This is a genomic window from Bradyrhizobium sp. Gha, from assembly GCF_900113735.1.
Taxonomy (GTDB): domain Bacteria; phylum Pseudomonadota; class Alphaproteobacteria; order Rhizobiales; family Xanthobacteraceae; genus Bradyrhizobium.
Genome location: NZ_FOQM01000029.1, coordinates 54,888 through 79,037 on the forward strand (window position 1 = coordinate 54,888; position 24,150 = coordinate 79,037).

Sequence of the window (24,150 nt, forward strand, 5' to 3'; positions counted from 1 at the left end):
GATACAGTACGAGGCAACGGCTTGGTGGCTCGGGGAAACAGAGATCCCCGCGGCATGGATTGACCGCTCGTCAAGCGCCGATTCACGCTGAGTCGCTAGAATCTGCCGCGCATGGAAAGAGGCCCAGCAACACTGATCAGAGCAGAGGCTGGCATCGTACCGAATGACGCTTGGGGGCACGCAGCCGCGCCGAATCGCGCTATAAGGTTCGCTCGGCTGGTTGGGCCATTGTTGTCAGCTGACAACGACAGGACGACGCGCCCAAAAAGCTGCTGCTCGGCGCTAGGCAAGCCGACGAGCGTTAACAACTCGTTAACGCTTTATTTCTTGCTCAAATCATAGAATCGTGACCAACTCCCGAGACGGAGTTTAGGCGTCTGACGCGCAGAAACCGTCTTGAGAAGGTAAATGGCGATCTTAGCGGAAGATTCGGTGACGATGAGCGAGACTGCGTCTGCGCGGATTTCTCGGCATGCCGGCATTCTTTCCGGCCAACTGCGGTCGCTCGCGACAACGCTTTTCCCGCCGTCAGCAAGCAAGTCGCTCCGGTCGTTCACCTCAGGAGAGGTCGCCCGAATAGCGGGCGTGTCCGATGGGTACCTTCGACAGCTTTCTCTCGACGGACTTGGGCCGACCCCAGCTACGGGATTCGGCGGCCGGCGATCTTATACCCTGGCTCAGATCCATGAGTTGCGCGGGTATCTGACCACCGCGCGGCCTCGGGAAGCGTTGGAATTTCTCCCGCGCCGACGCCCAGGCGACAAGCTTCAAACCATCACTGTCGCGAACTTCAAAGGTGGCTCCGCCAAGACGACGACAGCGCTGTATCTGTCGCAATACCTCGCCCTTGCCGGCTTTCGGGTTCTGGCGATTGACCTCGATCCGCAGGCTTCGCTGTCAGCAATGTTCGGGTACCAACCCGAGTTTGACATTGGGGCGAACGAAACGCTCTACGGCGCCATACGATATGACGAACACCGGCGCCCAATGCGCGAGGTCGTTCGGCCGAGCTATTTTGACGGGATAGGTCTCGTACCAGGCAATCTCGAGCTCATGGAGTTCGAGCACACGACGCCTCGAGCAATGGTTGAGCGGCGTGAGCGCGGACACGACCTGTTCTTTCGCCGTGTCGCCAGCGCTATCGACCAAGTAGCCGACGACTACGACGTCGTCGTCATCGACTGCCCACCCCAACTTGGCTACTTGACGATGGGCGCGCTAAACGCCGCGACCGCGATGCTGGTGACCATCCATCCTCAGATGGTCGACGTTGCATCCATGAGCCAATTTCTCCTCATGACGTCGGACCTCATGTCCGTCATCGAGGAAGCGGGTGGGCGGCTCGATCACGATTTCATCCGCTATGTCATCACGCGTCACGATCCCAATGACGTGCCTGAAGCTCAAATCGTGGCTCTCCTTCGCACCCTTTTTGGATCGGATGTGCTCCAGGCCACAGTGTGGAAATCGACCGCGATCGCCAATGCCGGTCTCACCAAGCAGTCACTTTACGAGCTGGAGCGCGGCGCGGTAGGGCGGGGCGCCTACGACCGGGCATTGGAATCGGTCGACGCGGTCAATGCCGAAATCGCGCAACTTCTTAAGAAGGTGTGGGGTCGATGAGCAAACGTACTGACACCATCAAGAGCCTTTTCACGGCCCCGCAATCAAACGTGTTGTCAGCTGACAACATGCCCGGTGCGTTGCCGCGGGTCTCGTCGGGCTCGGTCCGCTCGTTGAAGGACACTTTTTCCGGAGTCGAGAAAGAGAACGAGGAGCTTCGCGACAGAATTGCATCCGGGGCTATGATCCTCGAGATCGACCCGTCGCTTATCGATCCGTCACCGCTAGCCGACCGGTTTCGTGACCAGGATGATAGCTCGTTCGAGGCGCTTAAGCAGTCGATCTCACAGCGTGGCCAAGAAGTGCCCGTTCTCGTTCGGGAGCATCCTGAGGTAAAAGGGCGTTACCAGAGCGCCTACGGTCATCGCCGCGTCCGCGCTACGCGAGAGTTGGGTATTCCCGTCAAAGCGATTGTACGATCGCTGTCGGATGAAGCGCTCGTCGTGGCGCAAGGACTCGAGAACGCACAACGCGAAGACCTAAGTTTCATTGAGCGCGCTACCTTCGCGATGCATATCGAAGATGCCGGGCATAGCCGAGCAATCGCGCAAGACGCCTTGTCGATTGACAGGGCGGAGGCCTCGAGGCTCCTCGCTGTCGCTCGATCAGTTCCAGCCGATGTCGTTCAAGCAATCGGGAAGGCTCCGAAAGTTGGCCGCCCCCGCTGGCAGACGTTCGCTGAATTGATCAAGGACGCCGCCGCGCTCGAACGTGTCAGAGCGTCGATCGCTGACCCGAAATTTGCAGAGCGTGAGACCGATGCCCGATTCCTTGCCGCATTCACTGCGGCGAGCCGTTCATCTTCCGCGGGGACGTCGAAGCCCTCGGAAGATAAGCCGGTCTTTTCCGTATCCGGCGATAAGATTGCGCACGTGCGTCAGGCCGAGCGCGAATTGACGCTTACCCTCGACAAGAAGGTCTCGGCGACATTTGCGGCATTCCTTGTCGACCAACTCCCGGCCCTGTTCGACGCCTTTTCCAAGACGAGCAGCGGTCAGGAAACTAACGAGGCCTAACCGCCTCGTCCCGCAATACGAACCAGGAGCAGACAAGGCAAAAGAAAAAGGCCCCCGAAACGGAGTTCCGGAAGCCCTTCTCTTCAAGTTTGGCGACTGACAGAGAATCACTTTCGCGAATCGCAGTCAAGAGTTTCTACGCGATTTTATCGTCGTTTCGGCGAGCAGGTTTCCTTTGCCCAGCTGAGGCAAAGACATGCAGTCACACTCCCCAACGACGCCCTTCGGGCGGCGATCGTTGACGCTTGCCCATGTGGCAAGCCAAATGGTCGCAACCGAACGCCCTCCGGAAAAGATCGTCCATAAATGGAAGATCTTCCACGCCATCTGCACGGCACGGCCGCGCCTTGGCGTGTCGGAGCGCTCGCTCTCGGTCTTGAACGCGCTTCTGACCTTCCATCCTGAGACAGCGCTCACAGGCGAGGATGATCTGATCGTCTTCCCTTCGAACCGTCAGCTCAGTCGGCGGGCACATGGCATGCCGGCATCGACGCTACGGCGTCACCTCGCTGTGCTGGTCGACGCGGGGCTGATCGTTCGCCGGGATAGTCCAAATGGCAAGCGTTATGCGCGGAAGGGCGATGCTGGCGAAATCGAGCTCGCCTTCGGCTTCGATCTGTCACCGCTCGTCGTACGCTCGGAAGAGTTCGAGAACCTGGCGGCCGACATCGAAGCGGAAGCCCGTGCACTTAAGCTGGTCCGTGAGCGAATTACGCTGTGCCGGCGCGACATCGCGAAGATGATTGCAACGGGCATCGAGGAAGGCGTCCCCACGCGAAGGGCAGGGCAGGGGCCTGCCGATTGGCAGGAGGTGCACGCCGCCTTCCGAGCGATGGTCGCTCAGATTCCGCGCACCGCGACGCCTCAGGAGCTCGAGCCGATCGCCGACGAACTGTCGCAGCTTGCGGACGACGTGCTCAATCTTCTGGAAGCACACATCAAATCCAAAAATCCGAGCGCCAATGAGTCCCATTCTGAGCGCCACATACAGAATTCAAATACCGAAACCTTTACTGAACTTGAACCTTGCCTCCGAGAAGGCAGGGCGGCGGGAGCCGAGCCAAAACCTCAACCACCGCGAGTCGGGGAAATGGCGTATCCGTTAGGAATGGTCTTGAGTGCATGCCCGGACATCGTCGATTATGCCAAGGGCGGAATTTCGAACTGGCGCGATTTCTTCGCCACGGTGGCCGTCGTGCGGTCGTCGCTGGGGATCAGCCCGAGCGCCTGGGAGGAGGCGCAAACCGTACTGGGTGAAATGCAGGCCGCAGTGGTTGTCGCCTGCATCTTGCAGCGTGGCACAGCGATTAGATCGGCTGGCGGCTACTTGCGCGGGCTGACGCGGAAAGCGGACCTCGGGGAATTCTCGCTTGGGCCGATCCTGATGTCGCAGATCAATTCCCGGCTCCATGAAAAACGGACGGCCTGACGGATGGGTAGCGACTGTGCGCCATCGCCTCCGCTACGGCTGACGCGTCGTGGTCTGAGCCGTGCGCTTAAGGTCGAATGGGCCTCGGGAGCGGCGTCCAATCCCATCAAGCGCCGGGCAGAAGACTGGCGGCCTCGAGATCGTCCGTGCGGCGATCGCGCACCCCGGGATCATGCGCCGGCGGGGTCGGATCGCGACGTTGTTTTACCGAGCACGCCGCTCTGCCGATCGATCGGGACCCGCGTGAAGGCTGCGGCGCCCCAAGAAACGTCAGGCCGACGCTGCGAACGATCAGCCTCCCAGCAGAATACAAAGCGTGGGCGGCGAGGTGGGCCTCTGGACCGACTAAGACAGTGAGTGAACAGCCGCCTCGGTCGATGGAAGACACGGAAAACCGACGATCCGGCAGCGATCGGACCCAGTTAACGGGATGGGATTGGTCAAGCTTCGCCGGAGCCGGAAAACAGGACGGTCGGCGGCGTCGCACGCGGCGGCGGGATGGACCGACCGCCTCCGGATCCTGGTCTGCTCTTGAGGTCGTATCGTTGGGCCAGGTCGAGTAGCCGCCGCCTGGTGAACGGGTCCGCATTTTCGGCCAAATCGCGCGCCCGCTGCGCGAAGCCCTTGTAGAAATCTTCCACGACGCACCCCGCAACTTCACTGAAGGGATAATTTCAGTCTTGACGCGCCGCGCGTCAAGCAACCGGGACGCATTCGGACAGATTTCGGCGCTTATCGTCGAAGGCGTAGACCTGGTGTTACCGGCACTCCGTGAAGCCGCTCGTGCACGTCGCGATCTCTTTGGCCATGGATGGGCACGGCTACGCTGGAATCATCGGCGCGGACTGAGCTCTCTGCAACTGGCCCAGATCCACGTTTTTGCGCTTAGCCCATTCCACGAGGTTCGCGGGCGATAGGTCTGATCGGCCCGCATCGTTTGAAGACGTTGGCGTTGCGACGCTATTCCACGTGCCGTCGAGAAAGACCGCCCATCGCATCTGCTGCTGCTGATTCCACGGCGGCGAGGCCAGATTGGTTGGCTGCCACCCTTTTCCCCCGGGCGGCCATGAAGCGCCGATGGCGATCATCACACGCCCAGGGGAACGATCGAGCGCGCGATCCGCCAGACCGAATGCAAAACTTCTATTCCTCACCTCGATTGTCTTGGGGGTGGTTAGGATGAACTCATTCGGTCCCGGCAGGGCTTGTCGTCAACCCCGCCGCGAGTAGACCCACAGTTGCTCGTACTGCTCATGGAGCTTGGCGCCTGGCCCCCGGCGGGCAGCGAACGCTTCCGCGGCTGCAGACGGATTCGACGCGGACGGAGGCGACTGGACGCGAGCTCGGGATTCTGGTCGGCGGCTTCTCCTGATGCTGGCGGACCGGGGCAGGCCGGATCGGCGAGAGGAAGCATCAGATAGTTGGCCTGCTTAGGGTGAACTGCGTTTTGCTGCTACGCCCGTTGCATTGGGATACGAATGGCTGAATCGATTGGGGCCGCCTGCAGTCATTCCATGTGTTTTCGCGATGGGCGCACCCATCTGCGTCCTCGATAGAGGCTGGTCTGACCGAAGGCCGATCCCGCTTCGCGGGCTCTCGATCTTGTCCCCGCAACGTCCGTCCTCGACTTTCTTCCCCTGGCGCTGCGCGCCATTCCTCGCGGTTCAAGAAAGTCGCTGCCGGTCGCCCTCCATTTCATTTCGGCCCTCTGGGTGCAGGTCGATCGCCTCCGGTCTCACGGCCGCCATCGAGTTCGCGATAGGCGCGGCCCGAGAAAACCAAGGGAATGAGACAATGGCTACCATCGGCACCTCCACGGGCAATGGCTTCTCCGGCGCGATCAAAACGCTCAATCTCAACGTCAAGGTCAAGCTGATCCGCGTCGAAAGCCCGTCCGACAAGGGACCGCAATTCCGCATCTACTCGGGCAACGTCGAGTTGGGCGCGGCTTGGCAGAAGACCGCCAAGGACACCGAGCGCGACTACCTCTCCGTCAAGCTGGACGATCCGAGCTTCCCCGCTCCGATCTACGCCACCCTGACCGAGGTAGAGGGTGCCGAGGCCCTCCAACTGATCTGGTCCAGGCCGAACCGGGACTGAAGCTCAGTTAGCGGGCTCCGCTGCAAGGCGGGGCCCGCTTCCCTTCGACAGCAGATACGGTCATGACCATCGACACCATTGAAGAATTGCGCGCCGAGTTACGCGAATGCGTATTCACGCCGGCGAAGCGCAAGGCGCTCGAACGCGAGCTGGCCGAACTCATCCGCCAACGCAACGAAGCGCTCGCGGAAGAGGAGGGGGCATAAGCCCCCTCCTCTTGCATCTTACGATGTACCGTCGTTGGGATCCGCTGCTCTGTTGAGAACGTTTTTGACAGCTTTGGCGGGCGTAAAGGTCAGCTTCTTGGAAGCTGCGATCGCGATCCTTGCGCCGGTCGACGGATTGCGGTCCTCACGAGGGGGCTATCCTTGACCTTGAATTTGCCGAAGCCTGGAAGGCTCGTCTCGGCTCCGCTGACGGCCGCACCGTCCAATGAGTTTCATGAATCGACCGGGCCGATCGGTTCATTTTATCGATAGGTCGGTTGCTCCGGAAAGACCGGGACGCGTTGTCCGATCAATACTTTCCTCAACGGACACTTCGCTATCGGGACGCTCGCGTCGCAACGCCTAGCTTGCAATTGCGCCAGTCTTCGTCGCGACAGCCAGCCGTAAGAGAGCGGCCTTTGATTCAAAGCGTCCTACCGCCAGCGTTTGGTAGTGTCGGCACTTTGTCGCTACAGCGGGCGACCTCAAGAGGGGCGACACGAATTTTTCTCGCGATACATAGAACGTGTTTCCTTCGATGCAGATAGCCCTCGCATAGATGAAATCGTTCCAGATTCTCCACTCTAGCAGCGGTTGGGCGAGCCCCTCCGGGGAGGCTCTACTCGCGCCGCGGGGTGACGTCCCGGAGCCCACAAACGGTCTCCCGCGCATTTGCGTGACGATCCTCTCGCGACCGAGTCGCAGTGCCCCAGCGACGAGCTTGAGCCCAGTCTCGCTTACGAGAATTTACCCCCAACGGTTGTAGGCTGACCTGACTCTTCTGGCAGGGGATTCGCTGGATGAATTTGGGGATCGTTCCCACGTTCGGATTCGGAATCGCTGTTGGTTCAAACCAACATTCCCCAAGACATGATGGACGAGGATATGCCCCCGTGCCGTCAGGACCCATTTCGGATTAAATATGAAGACCATTGTCATCAACAATCAAAAGGGCGGGGTCGGCAAGACGACTCTTGCTGTGCATTTAGCTTGGTTCATGGCGGAGACGAATCTCCGCGTTCTCGTGATCGACGTTGATGCGCAGAGCAATGCGTCAGACACGTTGAGGCAGTACGCCGGTTCAACGTTAGCCGCGGATTTGTTCAAACCGGGGATACGGGTCGTACCTCGAGCCGATGAAGGCCTGACGCTCGCGCCGGGCGATAGCTCACTGACTGATCTCGATCGCAGCAACGCAGCCGCCATCACGACATTGCAAGAGAACCTCGCTATCGCGTCGGATCAGTTCGATGCCTGCGTGATCGATACGCCGCCGTCACTTGGACTTCGCAGTGTCGGCTGTTTGGTTGCGGCGTCGCATGTGCTGGCCCCTATCTATCTGGAGGACTATTCGATCAAGGGCGTCAAAGGTCTGATGCAGACCGTGGTCGGCGTGCAGAGGCGCTATGGCCTTCAGGATACGAAGTTCCTCGGGCTGCTGCCCTCGAACTTCAACACGAAATCGCCGCGTCAAAGGACGCATCTTGAGCAGCTCTTGCGCGAAGCTGGCAAGTATGTGTTCCCGGGCCAGATCGTTGCAAGGGACGGCTACGCTGACGCCGTCGCGGAACGCCTGCCGGTCTGGAAGCTGAAGCGGCGCTCTGCACACGAGGCTGGTCGGGAAATCCGCGATGTTCTCGCCAAGATCGTCGCGCAGATAACCGAGACGGCACATGGCGCTTGATCTCAGCTTTAAGCAGCTCATCGCCGCCGCGGAAGATGATGCCGCCGCAATCGGTCAACCGACTTGCATCTCTATCGACCGTGTTGACGAGGATCCGGACCGGCCCCGTCGCAGCTTCGACGAAAAGAAGCTCGATGAGCTTGCGGAATCGGTTCTGCAGCATGGAGTGCTGCAACCGATCGTGCTGCGGCAAGCGAGCGAGGAAGGCCGGTACGTGATCGTAATGGGTGCGAGGCGGTATCGTGCTGCTAAGCGCGCTGGGCTGCGCGACATTCCGGCCTTCATTCATGTGGCTGGTTCTGCGGATCGTTATGTTCAGATGATTGAGAACATCCAGCGCGATGACCTCAATGCCCCCGAAATTGCGGCGTTCATCGCGGAGCGCTTGGAGCAGGGTGATAACCAAGCCGACATCTCGCGTAAGCTCGGTAAGCCCAGGGACTGGGTGTCTCGCTACGCGTCGGTCCAGAATATGCCGGAGTTCCTTCGCTCGAAGCTTGCCAGCTCATCAATCCGCGCTGTGTATGAACTCTTTCAGGCCTGGCGTGAGCAGCCGACCGCTGTCGAGACTTTTTGCGCAGCACAGGAAAGCTTCACCGACGCGCACGCCCGCCAACTGGCCCGCGAAGTTCGGGCGAATGTCCGCGGTTCCCCTGCTGATGACGAAGGGGCTCCTAGAGCTAAACCGCCACGACGCCAAGCCGCACCGAAACTGACATCACACCCCATGGAGAGAAGCCGTGAGGCGGCGAGAGCGGAGAAACGCCGGAGCTCCTCGGTCGATCGGCACGAGCGAATGGGTCCATCGTTGACGATCAGAGTGCGTCACCAAGATCGCACGGGCCGTCTTCTGGGTGATCGACTCGCGTCTCAAGGCTCACGCTATGCCGTGCTGCTGATCGATGGCGCAGAAGTAGCGGAAGAGGTTCCAGCATCGACGATCACGATCGAGGAGATCGTGTCGGCATGAAGCTGCTCTCAAACAGCCTCCTCGGAGGCGGTACTACAATTGGTGCGACGGCGGAGCGGATTTCCCATCCGAAGGATGGCGCGTTAGCGCAGCAGCCGGAGGCCGAACGCGCCCCCCACAGCGCTGTAGAGAGGCCGGAGGCTGCTGGAAAGCCGCGGTCCACAGATTCGGTGTCAATGTTCAGAATCTGCACGCGCAGGCTTCTTGGAGCACAAGCATTAGGGGTGACGGCTGCGTCATTCACGGAAGAACTCTCCTCATCGACCGTCGGTTCGGTTGGATCTCACCTGCAGCAACTGCCGAGCCTTGGCTGCCGAGCCCAATGGGTTGAACCAACATGGAGGACGTTGAGAGATTCGCGTTTTCTAGTGCAGGATAGGCTTCGCGCCAGCGATGTATTACATCGCGATTGGGATTGGAGTGCATGGCTCTGATCTCGCTTCGTGTCTCGGACGAAGTCGCGGCGCAGTTTTCCATCCTTGCAGCGACCCAGGGCGGCAAATCCGCGCTACTGCGGCGTCTCATTGCTGATGAATTAGCTGCACAAGCGCCGCGCATCTTGGCCTTGCCGGTGGGACGACCGGAAAAGGTGACGGTGCGGTTTCGCGAGAGCGAGATGCGGCAGCTGGCGGAAATTTCACATCAGCGTGGTATGACGCGAACCGGTTGGATCGTCGCGCTGGTGCGCTCACGGCTGGGGTCGCCAGTGCAGCATTCCCCGAACGAGCATGAGGCGCTTCGCGCGATGGTGCGCGAGCTCAACCGGATCGGCGGCAACATCACCCAGATCGCGCGGGCCGCAAACAGCAGTGTGCTGCAGGGCAGGGCGGTTGAGACCGATCTGTCCGCAATTCAAGAGGCCAAATTGGTCATCGAAAGAGAGCTCGCGGAATTGCGTAATGTGCTGCACGGCAACGCCGATTATTGGGATGGACGGCCATGAGCCGGCGCTCGCCGCAGCCGACCGATGTGGTCTCCGAACTTCCGCCGATCTCGTATGTCTGGGAAACGCCCAATCGGCGCCCACGGCGGGCCGAGTGGGATATCCCAGATCCGGCCGCTCCAGGCCGCCTTACGCCGGCGATGCGTGCAAAGCTCGAGCGCATCGTGCGCCGAGCACCAGAGGTGATGGTCAAGATCACCAGCCGCACAAAGGGTGTGGCGCATCTCAAGTCTCACCTTGCATACATCACGCGAAATGGCGAGCTCGATGCAGAAACAGAGCAGGGCGCGACACTGGCGGGTCGTTCCGGCTTGAAAGATCTACAGCAACGCTGGGAAGACGATGCCGGTCTCGACGACAAGCGCCGTCGCGATGGATCGCTCTCGGTCAACATCATTCTGTCGATGCCGGCCGGCACCGATGCCGTTGCCGTCAAGGAGTCAGCCAGGGCATTTGCCATCGAGACGTTCGGCTGCAATCACGACTACGTCTTTGTCCAGCATCTTGATGACAAGCATCCTCACGTGCACTTGACCGTCCGGTCCCACGGGCATGACGGCAAGCGTCTCAACCCTCGCAAGGCGGATCTTCAAGCGTGGCGCGAGCGATTTGCTGCCGAACTAAGGCTTCGCGGGATTGCGGCGGAGGCAACTCCGCGGCGAACGCGAGGGCGAGTTCGAAAGGCCGATCGCGCGGCGGTGCTCGCTTTGCGGAAGCGAAAGATCACACCCGACGTCGATCGACTTGCTCGTAAGGACGTCGTTTCGGAGGTGAGGGTCGGCAGGACAGCCAAAGATCCTTGGGACGAACAGATCAAGTCACGTCAGGATGCGATCCGGCGGCGATATCTCGACTATGCTGCCGAGCTGCAGCGCTCCAGAGTGGCATCAGATCACGTGCTAGCGCGTCATATTCAGCAATTCGTTGACGATATGCCCGCTATCGAAACTCGCCGGCATGCGTTGAAGAAAGAGCTTTCCGAGCTTGTTAGCAATCGGCGCCGCGGAGCAGAGCAGGGGGGCAATGACGACGTGCGCGCTCACAAGCGAGATGATGAGCGAACAAGGTGATTGGACTCGCATAACCAGATGCTCTTCGAGCAAAAAAAAGCCGGATCTCCGGCGGCGATCGGAATGGCTCAAACCCGTTTTCCCGGGAGGCGTCACTGCGACGAGACACGGGGTGAGCTTGCTGCTTCTGAACTTTCTATCCGGGGTTCGAGTCGCTTGCCCGCTATCAACGATCCCCCCGACATGGCTATGTTCGGAACGCGCGGCTAAGCGCCCTTTAATGACACAGCCTATAAATGTCATTGTCATCGCGAGGCGGGCGAAATCCATCGACGCATCCGTCGTTCCCATTTTTAGCGTCACTGAGGATTTTGTTCACGGCGTTCTGGAAAATCTCCTTCAGAACTCCACCGGAAACGATCATCAGTTCCGCGTCGGTCAATTCGTGGACGGTGTCCCTCATGGCTCCCCCCCTTGGATCGATTGGAGCAGCCTACCGGCAACTTAAGTGAAGGAATGTGCGGAGGGTCACACAAGCGCGCGGATAAGCTCGTTGGCTTTAATTTGGATCGAGTATGGGTCGACAAACAGCCTGGTGTCCTCTCGACATCGATGTCAACGAGGCGCGGCATGACGCAGGACGTCGGTGTCATGATCCTCGCGCGCGAGCCTCTTGGCAGCTCCCGCACAAACCGGAGAACGGCCTCGTCAGGCCCTTGCAGCGAGATCATGGGAGGCATGCCCGCGTTCGACGCAATCGCAGTCGGCGCCTGCAACGGGCGTTCCGGCGTCGTTGTCAAATCAGGTGGATGCTTGCGCTTCACCCGCAAGCATCAAGCAAATGGCTCCGCTTCGCACAATCCGCTTATCCACGAGCAATGTGCTGCACACCGCCGTTCCTGGTGGAGAGGCACACGCTCCGCTCTGATGCAGCGATGACCTTATTCTTCACCAGCACGTAGTCTAATATCGAGTTGCTGTGGGTAACCCTCTTCTCAAATCGCAAATTGGGTCTGGTTAGGGTGCGCTCTTACGCGATGAGGGTGCAGGTCGAGATGGATTGGCGTGCTTACTCAGAGACAGGAGCACGACCAAATGTTGTATCGCAGCAAGCGGCTGTGATTCCTCAACTGCGCGACCACGGTGTTCTGTTCGGACGCCGGCACATCGATCGTCTCGAATCTGAGGGGAAACGTGTTCCGATGGGCGCGAAGCGCGTCGGGTGGGTTGCCGCCGAAGTGGAAGGTTGGGTCAGTGCTGCGATTGCGCGGCGCTCGGGCAACATGGCGGGGCAGGCGGTGTCCGAGAGCGCTGCTTAGTCAAGCGAAAGGCGGCCCGCGACAGGCCGCCCTCCATCGTCTTTCTCAAGGAATTCAAAAATGTTTCTCAACAATAGCAGCGCGGGGCCGCGCGCATAAGCTGACCCGACGAAGCCATCTCCGCCATCGACTTCATCAACGATCCAGGGATATAGGTTGGCGCAGTCGTAGCCGCCGCGCGTGATCAGGCGCACGCGGTCGCCATCGCGCTCCAAGAGGAGGCGATAACCGTCGTATTTCACTTCATGAAGCCGGGGCCGTTCGGGACGATTGTGCCCTTGGTTGGCAGGCAAAACTCAAATAAACGCATTCGGAAAAGATAGATATTGTGGCCCGATTACGCGGTTTGTCATGGCTTGGGGGCCACATTCCGGTCGACATCGCTGTCCTCGCACTCGCTCATAGCTTGCTTCACTGCCGACGCGAGCACTAGGGTTCGGCTAATCGGGCAAACAACTCGCGCTTCTTGGGATCAGTCGTCAAGTCCCGAATAAGGGCGCACTCAGCGGCGTCTCGGGAAAGCTTTCTCGAACTGGGCCTGCATGTCTTGCATCTGCGGCCTCGATGTTCCGTCGTGGGACATTACAAATGCGCACTTGAGTTCAGAAGTGGACAGAGCGAAATCCGGGATTGGGACTAGCGTTAGATTTGCATGGCGCACTCCTCACGCGCCAGCCGTCGGACCGCCTGTCTCTATGTCCCCTCCAGCCCCGCACAGAGCACAGGCTGGTCCGAGGGGGGTGCGCAGGATCAAAGCAAGTCCTCCGTACCTGGCTAGGTTGGAAGCGTAGCCGAACAACCTGTTCTCAGGCTGCTGAGGTTATGGGACTCAGGCTCCTAGGCGGCCGGGCCCCTCTTGGGGCCTACTTATGCATGAGCTCGTTGGAGCCTCCAAAAACTGTGCTGACATCTCAACGCAACTGTGCGTTATGCGCTAGAGAAAATCCGTGCAGTTGTCTGCCTCTTCCACGCTGAAGTCACGATCCGTGGGCGATGATGCAGCCGAAAGCCATGCCCTTGAGCGCGCGAAGACGTTCGTCAAGAGCGACGACACGAATTGGAGGAATTGCATCAGCTAGGCCCTTCCGCGCGCGCGTTCGGATGATGCCTACTTCTTCAACAGTATTCCGACCCTCCGCGCCATACGCCTCACCGATCCGACGTGGCGGCCGAGTTCGGCGGCTATCCGCGATGTGCCAACTCCCTGCCGGGTGAGCCTGACTAATCGTCGGACCTCTTGGTCAGCCCAGTGCTTTGGCTTTGGTGTTTTCAAGGTGAGCGCGATCTACGGGGGAAAGTTCTCGGTCGATAAAGATCGTCATTTCCAGAGAGGAGATATGCCGGTCTAAGACGGTCGGTCTGACCGCCGTCGAACAGCACCGTCACGCCGGGCCTGCGAATACTGGTTTCGACAATGGTGCCGACCTTGTGGGCCAACTGTGGGAACTGAACGCTCCCCAGCTCGCTCATCTTGAAACGACTGCCGACAACAAGCCTATCAGCCTGCTGAGCCGTCATTTGGCAAACCCAAACCCGTCTCATTGTGAGCCGACAAGACCCTTCTGTGGGCTTGCCTTCGCCTTCGTCTTTGCTGTGACGAATTGAACTCCGACGTGAGATCCATCCACCCAAATCAGCTCGCAGCGCCGAAATGCCAGTCCAGTGGACGACAGAACCAGGAAGAATTCCTGTGCCTTCAGGGGGTCCGTTGAGCCTTCGACCTCAAGCTTGGCACCGCTTGCAGATGCGTCGAGGAGAATGCAGCTTCTTCGCCACGTGCCATCAACACCCATGATGCTCACGATGTGCTTGTGTTCAAATTGAACGCGGTGCGCCTTCCGATTGTTCTCCATGATCCGTAATCTCCAATTTCAAACCATCCTCTCCAAATTAATGCGCCGCCTCCGTGCGCGTCTCTGCAATAAGCAAATCGATCCCTGCCGACTGAGCCAGCGAAGTTCTTCTGGTCGTTTCGTTCAGTGTGGTCTGTCCAATGAGCATTCGGATGCAGTCATTCGCGAGTTCGAGAATGAACATGGCCTGACGGATGTCATCTGTTGTCTGGATGTCGAGAGTTCGAACTTGCGACAACAGAGCGGCGATGTTGGCGAGAATGTCAGGTAGTTTCGGGCGCGAGCGGTACGTCTTAGACTGCGCGTTGTGCGGCTGGCGAAATTTAAGCACCGACGACATCGTCGCAATCTCTATTTGGTTCGGCTGCGGTGCCGGAAGGGATCAAAAACGCATGAAAAACTATGCGCGAGTACAAACACAGCTCGACTACTCGGAACTAAGCCTCGTCACGACAACCATGACGCTGGCCCGTCCTTAGAATATTCAACTACTTTATGCCAAACTGGTTGATAAAAAATGAGGAGGTTGCGAGCAGCAGGTATCGTAGTGTGGAGGTTGCGTCCAGAACAATATCAAAATTTGGCGAGAATGGCTGTGCAACGCGCAGACCCCTCGCGGCTTGCCGGTTTAATGGTGGCGAGGACGCCGAGATCGCGCCCGAAGGGCAAGGGGTGAACTAGATCGGTCGCTTCTTCGCGATCGGGACACTTCGGACGTAATAGTGAACCTTGGACCTAATCCCGTCGCTTTACGCTGAGAATTCGCTTTCTGCTCTTGCGCCATTTGTTTGATGAGTACGCCGCGGGTATCGCGGCCCCTGTGATTAGAATGAGAAAGTGCCGCTTGGCATCGCGATAGACATCAAACATTTTGCGTCCCCACTGTTCGCATCAAGTAAACATAGAATATGCGTCGGCCGTCGCAATGGACGGGACGGGCTTAGTATCTTGAATGGCGAAGTGCCGCCCATCTCCCAAGTTTCGCACGATCTCCGGCGCCACCATGAAACGGCCGCGGACATCGATTTGAGATCCGATGTACCGGTCCGCAAACCAATGTTCGATAAATGGTGGATAGGAGAGGTGATCCTGAAGTAGAAAAACGAAGGCCTGCAAAGCTTACTTTAGTAAGCCGGCTCTTGCGATCGGATGGCCGGCGCGCCCCTTCTTCGATAGTTTCCAAGGAAGGCCGCTGTTCAAGGTTTTTGACAGCTCAATGCTCTGCATCTTGTACTGATTGATGGCCGCTGCGAGGCATTCTGATTGCGCCGCCATATCGGCTCCGGCCTGCAACGAGCTTGCTGTGAAGGCAATTGGGAACGAACGAGAACATCAACAGCAGGCAAAGTCGCTGAAGAACCTTGATTTGCCGACCGCGCTGCCCGGCGTCAGAATGAACATCAGCGAGAGCAACAAAATGATCTGGACGCAGCGTCAGCTTCAGCGCTGGAACGGCTCACGCTGGGAACAATTTGGCGACATTCTCGATGCGAGCTCTGAGTAGTGGATTTGCTCTGACGGGGATGAGAAATCCATAATGGTCGATGTGCGCACCTTCTCATATCTTCCGAACCCCGCGATCTGGAAGGCAACCATTGCGGCGTGAATGTTGAGTCAGAGGGGGCGCCCGCCAGGCACCAGCTCTACGGGGAAGGCGCCTATGAAGCCGGGATCGACAGCTTTCTCGTGTCAGTTTGGTCCTTGCGAGGAATTCGCAGATCCATATCCTCGCGCGCTATCGGGTGCCCGATCGACGGGCCCATTCACGCCCGTGCGAAGGAGGCATTCGCGATCTTATATGTCGCAGGCCTTGTTGCCACAGCGAAATACGCTGGTCGGGAATGGGATCACGCTGGCTGACATCTGCTTTGCGGCCGAAGTTGCGCTGTTCATGAACGAGTAGGCGCGGGCTGAACAACTGACCAGGCAAGGTGTCGACAAGATCCTGCTGTCAACGGCGCACGGAATCTCCTCAGAAGTGGCACCGCAAAATTCCCCAGTTGGCGGGATGGCGATCAGCCGTCGACGTGATCAGCACCTCCGTCTTTTGGTGGCCGGCCCCGGCGTTTCAGGGTCGGGGGAATGGGGTTCGCGGTTGCCTGCGTTTTGTGTCGGATTGTCTCGGGGACGAGATCAGCATGTTCGCGTAGGCGATAGCTCGAGCCCTCGATTTGGATGACGACGGCGTGGTGCAGCAGGCGATCGAGCAGCGCGGTAGCGACGACGGAATCGCCGAAGATCTCTCCCCACTCGGCGAAGCCGCGGTTCGAGGTTAGGATCATGGCGCCTTTTTCATATCGGGCGTTGACGAGCTGGAAGAACAAGTTGCCGCCCCCGGGAGTGACTGGGAGGTAGCCGATTTCATCGACGATGAGCAGCGCGAACCGGCAGTAGTAGCGGATCCGCTCGCGCAGAGCGCCGTCACGTTCGGCCTTGGCAAGCGAGGCGACGATATCGGCGAGAGAGCTGAAGTAGACGCTGCGCCCTGCCTTGACGGCCTCCACGCCGAGAGCGAGGCTCAAATGGGTCTTGCCGGTTCCTGGTGGCCCGATGAGATGGACGGCCTCGGCCCGATTAATGAACTGCAATCCGGCGAGCGCCAGGACGCGGTTTTTGTCGAGTGACGGTTGGAAGGCGAAGTCAAAGCCGGCGAGCGTCTTGATGGCCGACAACTTGGCCATTTGAACCGCCATTTTGATGCGACGGGTCTCCCGCATCGTGAGTTCTTCGGTGAGCAAGGCGTCGATGGCGTCGAGGGCGCTAGTTTCGCCGCGTTCGAGGCCGCGCAGGGTGACGTCGAGGATTTCCAGGGCGCGCGGCATCTTCAGGCTAACCAGATTGGTCTTGACGCGCTCGATGACGGAGGAAGCACTCATCATACGATCTCCTGGGCTGCCAGGCGACGGCCGACGGCCGCGTAGAAGTCAAGCGAGCGACGAACGGCGTGGTCACCGGCGCGCGTGAGGGTGACGGGTTCTGCACTGCCTGGACGGCGTCGGCCGAAGCTGGCGAGCTTGCGATGTGCCGGATCGAGCCGCTTCTGGCCCCGACCTTCGAGCGGGGCATGACTTGCCACCAGCACGCTGCCCTCGAAGATGCGGATTTCGTCAGCGAGGACATGGACGTCGAAGACCCGCCGCCGCGTCGTATCAGGCACGCTATACAGATTGCCGGCGACGCTCACCATGCCTTCGTGCGAGGCCCGTCGCTCGCCACAGCCGCACGGCGGTGAGCGCAGGATAGGCAGCCAGCCGCTCACGCAAATAAGCTTCGAAGTGGTCGACAATTCCGGGCCGCGCCGCTCGCTTTTTGTAGACCGGCGGCTCCAATCCTTTGGCGATGTAGGCCCTGACTGTCTTTCGGTCGACACCAAGTTGCCGGGCGATAGCGCTGACCGACAGACCTTGGCGATGCAAATCAGGATCATGACAAGTTCCCCAAGTTTGAGCACCGCGCCCTCCCTTCCGCCTGCAGGAGCAACGTCGGCGATTCGACGCTCCGGCCGACCGTCCAGGGCATGCCCTGGACGGTCGGCCGTCACGAAAACTGGGGAATTTTCAAATGCCATAAGTGGGGAGAATTACTCCGCCACTCACACCTGCACGCGGGCGGCCGCAGCGATTATCCTCTGGCCTTTGCTCATTCGGCCAGCTGCTCGCGCACGAGCACTTTCGTGCTGATCTCGCACACTATGTCGAGAAGCTGCTGGCTGGAGGCGCCGCATGAAGGCCGCCGCCGTAACAGGGAGTCTGATCGCATGACCGCCAGTTTGCTTGATTTCAGGTGTTGGCCTCGGTATGGGCTCGGCTATTGCCAGGAGCTTCGCCGATCGCGGGGCGCTGCTCGCTCGCAATGAGGAGCGCCTTGTGGCGCTCGAAGCGCAACTGCCGGGCCCAAGGGATTTCGCTGTGGTCGGGGTCGCAGAGAGGCGGCGGCGAACCAGACCGAACTGTTGAGGAACGTGCTCACGTCTCACTCCTTGACGGGGTATTCTCAAATCTTGCCGTTGGCAGCGTTCTGCTCAAGCCATTTTCGGCAGCTTGCTTGGCGGCGAACAACCTGGCCCAGTTTGTATCTTTGATGGCATCGAAGGTGGATCCAGGCTGACGTCTCTCGCGAACCGCCTTCGATTCCGTATTCCCACGCCACGCCTTCAGGATCGTGCTGGTGGAACCATGTGTCGACAGCTTCCGAGGACGCGAACAGCATCATTCGTCCAGGACCCCCGGGCTCGACTGTGTTCCGTTGTTGTGGTCGTTAAGGTAGATCCACGCAGTCCTACCGGTCCGACTCAGCTCGGCCTGATGCTCAACCGCGGGGTTGACCTTCTGCTGGTCCGCGTGATCCTCTTGAGGCAGAGACATCACCGTGGCGTAGATTTCGGACGCGAACCCCGCTCTTCTGCCGGACGGCCTGTTGGCCCATTCAATCCAACGGTCGAATGCGTCTGTCATGTGGATCTCCTCTTCAGCCGGAACGGGCTCTCGATCGTGAACGCGTCCGGCCGGATGCCTTTTGCCATACGGGCCCAGGTCACCGGCGCAGCGATCGGAAAGTCTTCCCGTACTCGTGGCGAATACGTGCCCACGGCCGTCGTGCCGCGGCCGTTGCGCAAATAGTCGAGGAAGATCCGCCCGCTGCGCCTTGCCTGGGCTGACAGGATGTAGCGCTGGGGATCACGCGCGGCGAACTCGGAGCACAGTCCACGCGCGATCCGGTGCGCTCGGTCGTGCAGCATCGCCTCATCGAGCGGCGCCATCAGATGAACGCCCTTGCCGCCGGTCAGCTTCGGCCACGGGTCGAGCCCTTCTCGTTTCATCAAGGCACGAAGCTCGAGCGCCGTGTCGGCGACCTCCTGCCACTCCACGCCTTCGCCCGGATCGAGGTCGATCACGACGCGGTCGGCGTGCTCGAAGTCCTCGACTCGAGCATTCCAAGGATGCAGCTCGACAGCGCCGATCTGCACCAGCCCCAAGAGGCCATCCAGGCTGTCGACCCACAGCCGCGTGCCCTGGCCCCCCTCTCGCTTCTGGATGCGGAGCTGGTGAACCGCTTCTGGAATGTCCTTCGGAAGCGGCCCCTTATGGTAGAACGTCGTGCCGTGCACGTGCCTCACCAGCTTGAGAGGGCGGTGGCCGAGATGAGGTAGGGCCTTCTTCCATACCCGTTTCCAATAGTCCGCGAGCGCTTCCTTGGACGGGACGACCGCATCGGGAAGGAGTTGAAGGATGTTTTCTTTGGGCACGCCGAGCTTCGGCCGCGCCGCCGAGGGGGGCGCCAGCCTCGGCGCTTTCACCTTCCGCACTGCGAGGTCGTCCCGAACGCCTTTGAACACCGCTTCCCGCAGCAGCCCGTCGTCCGTGAGCGCGCCATACTCCACCTCGGCTTCGATGGTCGGTTCGACCCAGGTCGCCTTCGGCTTTTTGATCCGGACATCGAGCGGGGTTGTTCGCCGGATCAGCGGATCCAGCCGCTCGCGCAGTTCACGCGCGGTCGTCTCGGTGTACCCGGTGCGAACCTTGCCGGCGTACACGAGCTTGCCGTCCTCACGGCGGCCCACGTAGAGCGAAGCGACCTTGCGTGGATGGGCGCCCAATTTCTCGACGAAGGCGACGATCGGAAACGTCTCGCTCTTCTTGCACTTCAGCTTGATCCACGTCTCCTGTCGGCCCGAGCGGTACGGGCGGCCGAGCCGTTTGGCGACCAGGCCTTCTAGTCCGAGCTGACAGGCCTTCGCGAAGATCTCGTCGCCGTCCGCCTCAAGAGCCTCGACATAGACAAAGGTTTCCGGTGCGTTCGTCAGGAGCTGCTGCAGCAGACGCTTGCGATCCTCATAGGCCGCGGCGCGTAGGTCGTAGCCGTCGAGGTACAGGAGGTCGAAGGCGTGGTAGCGCACACGCTCGCTGCGCTTGCGGCCGAGCTCGCGACGGAGCTGCTGAAAATCGGGCAGGCCGCCGCTGCCGTAGACGACGGCCTCGCCGTCGATGATCGCGTCCTTCGCGTTCAGCTTGTGAGCCGACGCTGCAATCGAGGAGAACTGCTCCGTCCAGTCGAGCCCTGTGCGCGAATAGACTGCGACATTGGCACCATCAAGATGCAGCTGTGCGCGATATCCGTCTGCCTTGATCTCGTAGACCCAGCCCTCACCCCGGGGCGATCTTTCGCGCAGCGTGGGATCGCACGGCTCGATGTAACCTGGAATAGCGGTTTTGCGGGCGCCTGCGACGCGCAATACTTCCGATCGAGACTGACGCAACGCCACGGCACACATGCAGATTCAACCTCGCAGACCTGAATCGTTCCCTTGCGGCGAGCGCCAATGAGCCTACTTCGGTGCGTTTTTCCCGCTGGCGCGCTTACTGAGTTTTTGCGATGCATCTTAAGTTTTCTAAATCGGGAAACGCCCGGTGCCGGTTATCACAGTGTCCCACGACTGAGGGGCACTCTGCGATGTTCGACGCGCAGACCACCGCGCTGCTCCGCGCGGTCCTCGACGCAGCCCAACGCGCCCCGACGCCCTGAGGACGCGAGCCATCTCTCTAAAAGCCTGCGGCCGGTCAGAAAAGAATTGCAGTCCAACTTGGCAGAGCACGACATCGAAGCTGCGCGATGCGAAGGGCAAACCCAGCGCGCTGCCCTCGGTCCACCTCCACCTCGCTGGATTTCGCCCCGGCGACGGCCAGCATTGCCCCGTTGAGGTCTATGCCCACCAGTCTTCCAACGCGGCCGCGCTCGGCCAGACGGGGCGCCACCACGCCGGTCCGCACGCACCGTACGCTTCTCCCTTCGTCGGCCCGATCCGATCGAGCAGGCCATCGGCCCAGACCGACGTGAGGGGGACGAGATAGCGCTCGTACAGCTCGGGAGCGCTGGCATCCATCTGCCAACGTTCGTGAACTGCCATAACATCCTCTTGACCGGGTGAAACCGAGACGCGATCAATACATATAATCCCGATGCTGGCCGATAAGGACGGCAACACAAGGTCCCTGAAGATATGCGTGGTTTCCCAAAGGAGGCGCCGACGATCGGCAGAAATTGGCGAAGAAGACCGACCGCTCAGTTCAGCGTCCTAGGCGCTTCTCGACCCGCTTGCGGCTGTTGCCGACCTTTTTGACAGCCTTCTTCACGGCCAACGTCGCAAGCATTCGCGGGTTCCCCGAATGGATGATGGGAGACCGTCCGTCGAGCAACTCGGAGTCCATCGAACTCCCGGCGGGAGCCGGCGTTGACCGACATCATGTCAGACGCATTCGACTACTTCAGGGCCTACGCCGTCCAAGCTCTCTGCAAAGCGAGATCCATGCCGCGGGGTAGGATGAAGCACCTGCAGGTGGTGGCCGGTCGTATCTACAATCTCCTCAAGAAAGAGGCTGCTTACGGCCCCAATATCCAGCACCTTGAGGACTTTCGCGCAGCCCGGAAGCTCGAAGGCTCACTGGATAGCCGCCCAAGTGACCGCCGGGGCGATCGCCTTAGTCCGGCTGCGCCGCAAAGCGCAGACGGGGAGGCGAGCTGAATGCCTTCGCTCGACGCCCGCGGTGTAGCAAGTCTCCTGCGAGAGTACGCGCAGCGCACAGCCTTGCGAGGCGGCAATCCCTACCGCGCGAAAGCCTACTCTCGGGCTGCCGACAGCTTGGCAGCCCTTGCCGTTCCTCTGGACGTGCTCGTCGCCGAAGACCGGTTGACTGAGATCCCCGGGGTCGGCGATGCGATCGCCGACATCATCACCAAACTCCACAAAACGGGCAGTCATCCCAGCCTCGAAAAGCTGCGGAAGGAGATTCCCAAGGGCGTGCTCGAGATGCTCACTGTGCCCGGCCTTCGTCCAGAGAAAGTGCTGCGGCTCTACAAAGATCTGGGCATCGACTCCCTAGCCGAACTGGAGGCGGCGGCCAAGGACGACCGGATCAAGAAGGCGAAGGGGCTCGGCGCCGGGCTGCAGACCAAGATCCTGCAGAACCTAGCTATCGCGAAAAGCGGAGAAGGTCGCCTTCACCTGCACCGAGCCGCCGCCCTGCTCGCGCACGCCAAGGACTCGATCCGCAAGTCCCGCCCCGAACTCAAGCGCGTGACGATCGCCGGCGATTTCCGTCGAGGCTGCGAACTCGTTGGCGATCTCGCAATCGTTGCGGAGGCTGCCAAGACAGATAAGTCGCCGGAGCCATTAGCCAATGGCCTGCAAATCTCCGTCTCGGACCGCAAACATTTCGGCGCCGCCCTTCTTTTCGCCACCGGCTCCGTCGCCCACATCGAGCAGCTCCAAACCCTGGCCGCGGAGAAGGGCCTTCGATTGGAAGCCGACGGTCTACACAAGGGGCGCACGGTAGTGGCAGGCGACGAGGTCGACATCTATCGCGCTCTCGGCTTGCCTTTCATCGATCCCGAGCTCCGGGAAGGGCGCGGCGAGGTCGAGCTGGCCCTGAAGGGCAAGCTGCCGAAGCTCGTCACCGACGAGAATCTGCGCGGAATCCTTCACTGCCACACCGATGCCTCGGACGGAACCGAGACCTTGGAGACAATGGCCAAAGCGACGCGCCAGCGCGGATTCGAGTATTTCGGGGTCGCCGACCACTCGAAGTCGGCCCACTACGCCGGCGGCCTTTCGATCGAGCAGATTGCCGAGCAGCACCGGGAAGCCGAGCGACTCAACAAGCGCTTCGGTAAGGACTTCCGGATCCTCAAAGGCATCGAGTCCGACATTCTGGCGGATGGCTCGCTCGATTATGCGGAAGACGTGTTGGAGCGCTTCGACTTCGTCGTGGCGAGCATCCACGGCCGGTTCAAACTGGACCGCAAGGCGCAGACGCAGCGGCTGCTACGGGCCGTTTCCGATCCTCACACGACCATGATCGGCCACATGACCGGGCGGCAGCTTCAGCGGCGGCCGGGCTACGAAATCGACATCGAGAGGGTGCTGCGGGCTTGCGCCAAACACGACGTGGTCGTCGAGATCAATGCCCACCCATGGCGGCTCGACTTGGACTGGCGATGGCACCAAGCCGCCCTCGAATTTGGCTGCATGCTGAGCATCAATCCGGACGCGCACTCGATTCCCGAGCTCGACCACATGCACTGGGGCGTCGAGATGGCCCGCAAGGGCGGCGTCCCCGCCGGAAGAGTCCTGAACGCGATGAAACTTCCTGAGATCATGCGCTACCTCCGTCAGAAGCGGCGCTCGGTCGCTCGCGCCGCCTGATGCCGCAAGTGCGGGGTTTGTCGCTCGAGGGAAGGGCGGTGGCTGTCGCCGCCGATCGCGGCCACCACTTCAGCTAGCCGTCACGGCATAAGATCATGCTGGTGGAAGGCCACGGCAGGGACGCACACGCGGGCGAGTTCGTACGGCACCGCTATCTCGCCCGCCGCCAACCCGCCTTCCCAATCCGCGGCAGGTTCACCTGAATCCGTCAGAGCTCTTCGCGGCTCTCCTGGAAGCTGGCTTCGAGATCGCAGCGGGCGATTGATCGAGAGTTGGGGCCCGCGGCGATCATCGAGTTGACAGGACTCCGGACGCCCTGTGTCCTCATCGATCGCTTTCAGTCTGGCTTGAAACGGCATGTGCTCTCGTCCGCGAAAACGGGCCCTCCGTTCAGATGTGGGGTGCTGGGTGTGCGGGTCTCCCGGCCACCGCGGCGCTCGCCCTGGCCTACTTCATCCCACACTGCCATCGTCCGCTGCGACCCCCCTCATCCTCTTCGTCCTCACGAGCATCAGCATCGCCGAAGCTGCTAGCGGATCCCGACTCGTCGGAAGATCGGAAGGCCGATCGCGATTGCCGTAACCAGCGCGAGTTCGTCAAGAGCCACTTCGGCCACCCGATCGGGGTGCAGCTGGCTCTGCCGCTGAGGCCGACCCATGGTTAGACCGGGCGCGACGCCGGGTGGAGAGGAGATCAAGGAGCGGCCACTACATCATTGCCCGATGTTCGGCGAGCTGCTCGACATGCGCGACCACCATGACATCTCGGGTTGCGCTCCTCGTTGAAGACGAGAATGTA

23 protein-coding genes and 4 pseudogenes are annotated in these 24,150 nt (G+C 60.4%); 14 read left to right on the top strand and 13 right to left on the bottom strand.

All coding sequences use genetic code 11. The features are described from left to right. The first annotated feature begins 408 nt into the window (after positions 1-408). The 3 genes from repA (at position 409) to repC (ending at position 4,068) form a co-directional block, all read left to right on the top strand. A complete protein-coding gene (repA, locus tag BM222_RS28420) occupies positions 409-1,623 on the top strand; it encodes a plasmid partitioning protein RepA (protein ID WP_092235480.1) in 1,215 nt (404 codons plus the stop codon). Beyond that, positions 1,620-2,639, top strand: coding sequence for a plasmid partitioning protein RepB (repB, locus tag BM222_RS28425; RefSeq protein ID WP_092235482.1), 1,020 nt, complete (start codon positions 1,620-1,622; stop codon positions 2,637-2,639). Before repA ends, repB begins: the two co-directional genes overlap by 4 nt. Positions 2,640-2,835: 196 nt before the next feature. Beyond that, positions 2,836-4,068, top strand: a complete 1,233-nt coding sequence (gene repC / locus BM222_RS28430; RefSeq protein WP_092235485.1) for a plasmid replication protein RepC — start codon at positions 2,836-2,838, stop codon at positions 4,066-4,068. Between the two features lie 440 nt (positions 4,069-4,508). On the opposite strand, the gene BM222_RS28435 is transcribed toward repC, so the two are convergent. Next, positions 4,509-4,709, bottom strand: coding sequence for a hypothetical protein (locus tag BM222_RS28435; RefSeq protein ID WP_092235487.1), 201 nt, complete (start codon positions 4,707-4,709; stop codon positions 4,509-4,511). A 1,153-nt stretch (positions 4,710-5,862) separates the two neighbouring features. Between BM222_RS28435 and BM222_RS28445 the strand changes: the two genes are divergently transcribed. Together BM222_RS28445 and BM222_RS41375 are read left to right on the top strand one after the other, a co-directional pair. Then, the gene (locus BM222_RS28445; RefSeq protein WP_092235493.1) at positions 5,863-6,168 is read left to right on the top strand and encodes a DUF736 domain-containing protein; all 306 of its coding nucleotides are present in this window, start codon (positions 5,863-5,865) and stop codon (positions 6,166-6,168) included. Between the two features lie 62 nt (positions 6,169-6,230). Further along, positions 6,231-6,374 carry a hypothetical protein gene (locus tag BM222_RS41375; protein WP_177243523.1) on the top strand — a complete coding sequence of 48 codons (144 nt, stop codon included), beginning with the start codon at positions 6,231-6,233 and terminating at the stop codon, positions 6,372-6,374. 18 nt (positions 6,375-6,392) lie between these two features. Here the strand turns inward: BM222_RS41375 and BM222_RS28450 are convergent. Beyond that, positions 6,393-6,604: pseudogene (locus BM222_RS28450) on the bottom strand (HU family DNA-binding protein); the annotation flags it as partial. 692 nt (positions 6,605-7,296) lie between these two features. On the opposite strand from BM222_RS28450, the gene BM222_RS28455 reads away from it, so the two are divergent. The 5 genes from BM222_RS28455 (at position 7,297) to BM222_RS43425 (ending at position 12,300) form a co-directional block, all read left to right on the top strand. Then, complete coding sequence (locus BM222_RS28455; RefSeq protein WP_092235496.1) at positions 7,297-8,058, top strand: ParA family protein; 762 nt, start codon at positions 7,297-7,299, stop codon at positions 8,056-8,058. After that, entirely contained in the window at positions 8,048-9,028 is a 981-nt protein-coding gene (locus BM222_RS28460; protein ID WP_092235499.1) for a ParB/RepB/Spo0J family partition protein, read from the top strand. The genes BM222_RS28455 and BM222_RS28460 overlap by 11 nt, the downstream gene beginning before the upstream one ends. A 424-nt stretch (positions 9,029-9,452) precedes the next feature. After that, positions 9,453-9,971, top strand: a complete 519-nt coding sequence (locus BM222_RS28465; protein ID WP_092235502.1) for a plasmid mobilization protein — start codon at positions 9,453-9,455, stop codon at positions 9,969-9,971. Next, the gene (locus BM222_RS28470) at positions 9,968-11,041 is read left to right on the top strand and encodes a relaxase/mobilization nuclease domain-containing protein (RefSeq protein ID WP_092235505.1); all 1,074 of its coding nucleotides are present in this window, start codon (positions 9,968-9,970) and stop codon (positions 11,039-11,041) included. Before BM222_RS28465 ends, BM222_RS28470 begins: the two co-directional genes overlap by 4 nt. Before the next feature lie 995 nt (positions 11,042-12,036). Beyond that, entirely contained in the window at positions 12,037-12,300 is a 264-nt protein-coding gene (locus tag BM222_RS43425; RefSeq protein ID WP_143106078.1) for an AlpA family phage regulatory protein, read from the top strand. Here BM222_RS43425 and BM222_RS42310 read toward each other — a convergent pair. The 3 genes from BM222_RS42310 to BM222_RS28500 form a co-directional block, all read right to left on the bottom strand. Then, entirely contained in the window at positions 12,297-12,542 is a 246-nt protein-coding gene (locus BM222_RS42310; protein ID WP_244547276.1) for a hypothetical protein, read from the bottom strand. The genes BM222_RS43425 and BM222_RS42310 overlap by 4 nt on opposite strands. Before the next feature lie 1,296 nt (positions 12,543-13,838). Continuing rightward, positions 13,839-14,156 (bottom strand): PilZ domain-containing protein, encoded by a 318-nt coding sequence (locus BM222_RS28495; RefSeq protein ID WP_092235514.1) that lies wholly within the window; start codon positions 14,154-14,156, stop codon positions 13,839-13,841. Positions 14,157-14,190: 34 nt separating this feature from the next. After that, positions 14,191-14,493, bottom strand: a complete 303-nt coding sequence (locus BM222_RS28500; RefSeq protein ID WP_092235518.1) for a hypothetical protein — start codon at positions 14,491-14,493, stop codon at positions 14,191-14,193. Between the two features lie 963 nt (positions 14,494-15,456). Here BM222_RS28500 and BM222_RS28515 point away from each other — a divergent pair. After that, positions 15,457-15,657: a hypothetical protein gene (locus BM222_RS28515; RefSeq protein ID WP_143106072.1), complete on the top strand. Its 201-nt coding sequence runs from the start codon at positions 15,457-15,459 to the stop codon at positions 15,655-15,657. Between the two features lie 511 nt (positions 15,658-16,168). Here BM222_RS28515 and istB read toward each other — a convergent pair. From istB to BM222_RS40340, 8 genes and pseudogenes are all read right to left on the bottom strand, one after another. After that, positions 16,169-17,032 carry an IS21-like element helper ATPase IstB gene (istB, locus tag BM222_RS28520; protein WP_502690937.1) on the bottom strand — a complete coding sequence of 288 codons (864 nt, stop codon included), beginning with the start codon at positions 17,030-17,032 and terminating at the stop codon, positions 16,169-16,171. A gap of 134 nt (positions 17,033-17,166) precedes the next feature. Further along, positions 17,167-17,364: pseudogene (locus BM222_RS43430) on the bottom strand (Mu transposase domain-containing protein); the annotation flags it as partial. Next, a pseudogene (locus BM222_RS43435) lies at positions 17,363-17,604 on the bottom strand (helix-turn-helix domain-containing protein); the annotation flags it as partial. The pseudogenes BM222_RS43430 and BM222_RS43435, both read right to left, overlap by 2 nt. A 757-nt stretch (positions 17,605-18,361) precedes the next feature. Further along, positions 18,362-18,607: a hypothetical protein gene (locus tag BM222_RS28530; protein ID WP_092235529.1), complete on the bottom strand. Its 246-nt coding sequence runs from the start codon at positions 18,605-18,607 to the stop codon at positions 18,362-18,364. Further along, the gene (gene ligD / locus BM222_RS28535) at positions 18,604-20,424 is read right to left on the bottom strand and encodes a DNA ligase D (RefSeq protein WP_092235532.1); all 1,821 of its coding nucleotides are present in this window, start codon (positions 20,422-20,424) and stop codon (positions 18,604-18,606) included. The genes BM222_RS28530 and ligD overlap by 4 nt, the downstream gene beginning before the upstream one ends. 117 nt (positions 20,425-20,541) lie before the next feature. After that, on the bottom strand, positions 20,542-20,775 hold the full coding sequence (locus BM222_RS41380; RefSeq protein WP_177243524.1) for a methyltransferase domain-containing protein: 234 nt from the start codon (positions 20,773-20,775) through the stop codon (positions 20,542-20,544). A 78-nt stretch (positions 20,776-20,853) separates the two neighbouring features. Continuing rightward, the gene (locus BM222_RS41385; protein WP_177243525.1) at positions 20,854-21,057 is read right to left on the bottom strand and encodes a hypothetical protein; all 204 of its coding nucleotides are present in this window, start codon (positions 21,055-21,057) and stop codon (positions 20,854-20,856) included. Positions 21,058-21,217: 160 nt separating this feature from the next. Further along, positions 21,218-21,286, bottom strand: a pseudogene (locus BM222_RS40340) (DUF3606 domain-containing protein); the annotation flags it as partial. A 95-nt stretch (positions 21,287-21,381) separates the two neighbouring features. Between BM222_RS40340 and BM222_RS28545 the strand changes: the two are divergent. The 3 genes from BM222_RS28545 (at position 21,382) to BM222_RS42870 (ending at position 24,137) form a co-directional block, all read left to right on the top strand. Next, positions 21,382-21,672 carry a hypothetical protein gene (locus tag BM222_RS28545; protein ID WP_244547277.1) on the top strand — a complete coding sequence of 97 codons (291 nt, stop codon included), beginning with the start codon at positions 21,382-21,384 and terminating at the stop codon, positions 21,670-21,672. Further along, positions 21,673-23,352 (top strand): DNA polymerase/3'-5' exonuclease PolX, encoded by a 1,680-nt coding sequence (locus BM222_RS28550; RefSeq protein ID WP_092235535.1) that lies wholly within the window; start codon positions 21,673-21,675, stop codon positions 23,350-23,352. 656 nt (positions 23,353-24,008) lie between these two features. Next, positions 24,009-24,137, top strand: coding sequence for a hypothetical protein (locus BM222_RS42870; protein WP_283810265.1), 129 nt, complete (start codon positions 24,009-24,011; stop codon positions 24,135-24,137). Positions 24,138-24,150 lie beyond the last annotated feature (13 nt).